2 protein-coding genes are annotated in these 1295 nt (G+C 67.7%); both read left to right on the top strand.

Features of this window, described 5'->3' with window-relative positions; all coding sequences use genetic code 11:
- Positions 1–497 (top strand): lyase family protein (locus ACIRS4_RS37360; protein ID WP_404204601.1); only part of this gene is annotated, 497 nt, incomplete at its 5' end.
- An 89-nt stretch (positions 498–586) separates the two neighbouring features.
- Positions 587–1295: isocitrate lyase/phosphoenolpyruvate mutase family protein (locus ACIRS4_RS37355; protein ID WP_404204599.1), on the top strand; the 709-nt coding region annotated here is incomplete at its 3' end.

Genomic DNA, 1295 nt, shown 5'->3' with positions numbered 1-1295 from the left:
GCCTCGCCGAACTCCAGCTCCCGGATCTCCAGCCCGGCTCCTCGATCATGCCCGGCAAGGTGAATCCGGTCCTCCCCGAGGCGGTTACGCAGGTGGCCGCGCAGGTCATCGGCAATGACGCCGCCATCGCCTGGGGCGGCGGGAACGGCGCGTTCGAGCTGAACGTCTACATCCCCGTGATGGCCCGCAACGTCCTCGAGTCGATCCGCCTGCTGGCCAACGTCTCCCGCCTGTTCGCCGACAAGTGCGTGTCCGGCCTGGTGGCCGACGTCGACCGCCTGCGGCATCTCGCGGAATCCTCCCCGTCCATCGTGACCCCGCTGAACTCGGCCATCGGCTACGAGGAAGCCGCCGCCGTGGCCAAGCAGGCCCTGAAGGAACACAAGACAATCCGCCAGACTGTCATCGACCGCGGCCTGATCGGCGACAACCTCTCGCTCGAGGAACTCGACCGCCGCCTGAACGTGCTCTCGATGGCCAAGGTCGACGGCAACTGACCTTCGGCACCCCCGGCACCGGTGTGAGACCCGGTGCCGGTGGCGCAGTCCACCTTTCGCCGACCGACACCATCAGGCAGGATCGAATCATGAGCCTCGAGCAGCAAGCCGTCGACTTTCTCGCTCTGCACCAGCCCGGTAATCCCGTCATTCTGCCGACCGTGTGGGATGCCTGGTCCGCGACTCTCGTCCGGGAGGCCGGGTTCTCGGCGATCACCGTCGGGAGCCATCCGCTGGCGAATTCGCTGGGGAAGGCTGATCGGGAGGGGATGACCTTCTCCGAGGTGACCTCGCGGATTCGGGAGATCACGGCCGCGGTGGACATTCCCGTCTCGGTGGATATCGAGTCCGGGTATGCGCAGAAGCCCGCGACCCTGATCGAGGGTCTGCTGGAGGCCGGGGCGGTCGGTCTCAATATCGAGGACACCGTGCACAGCGAGGGTGGGCGGCTGCGGGAGCCGCAGGAGCATGCTGATCTGGTCGGTGAATTGCGGCGGGCCGCCGATGCGACCGGGGTGCATGTCGTGGTGAACGCGCGCACCGATGTGTTCCTGCGTCCCGATACCGGGACTCCGGCGGAGCGGTTGGACAGCGCGCTCGAGCGGTTGCGTCTCGCCGCGGCCGCCGGGGCCGACGTGCTCTATCCGGTCGGCCGGCACGAGCCGGAGGTGCAGCGGCGGCTCACCGGGGAACTGCCGTTGCCGATCAATTCCATCGGCATCCCCACCCAGGGCGGGCGGGAGTACTTCGCCGAATTGGGTGTGGCCCGAGTGAGTTTCGGGCCGTTCCTGCAGAACG

The organism is Streptomyces sp. NPDC101166 (genome assembly GCF_044768125.1).
In the GTDB taxonomy this organism is placed as follows: domain Bacteria; phylum Actinomycetota; class Actinomycetes; order Streptomycetales; family Streptomycetaceae; genus Streptomyces.
The sequence above is the reverse complement of the archived record's forward strand: the minus strand, read 5'-3'. Positions and strand labels throughout refer to the sequence as shown.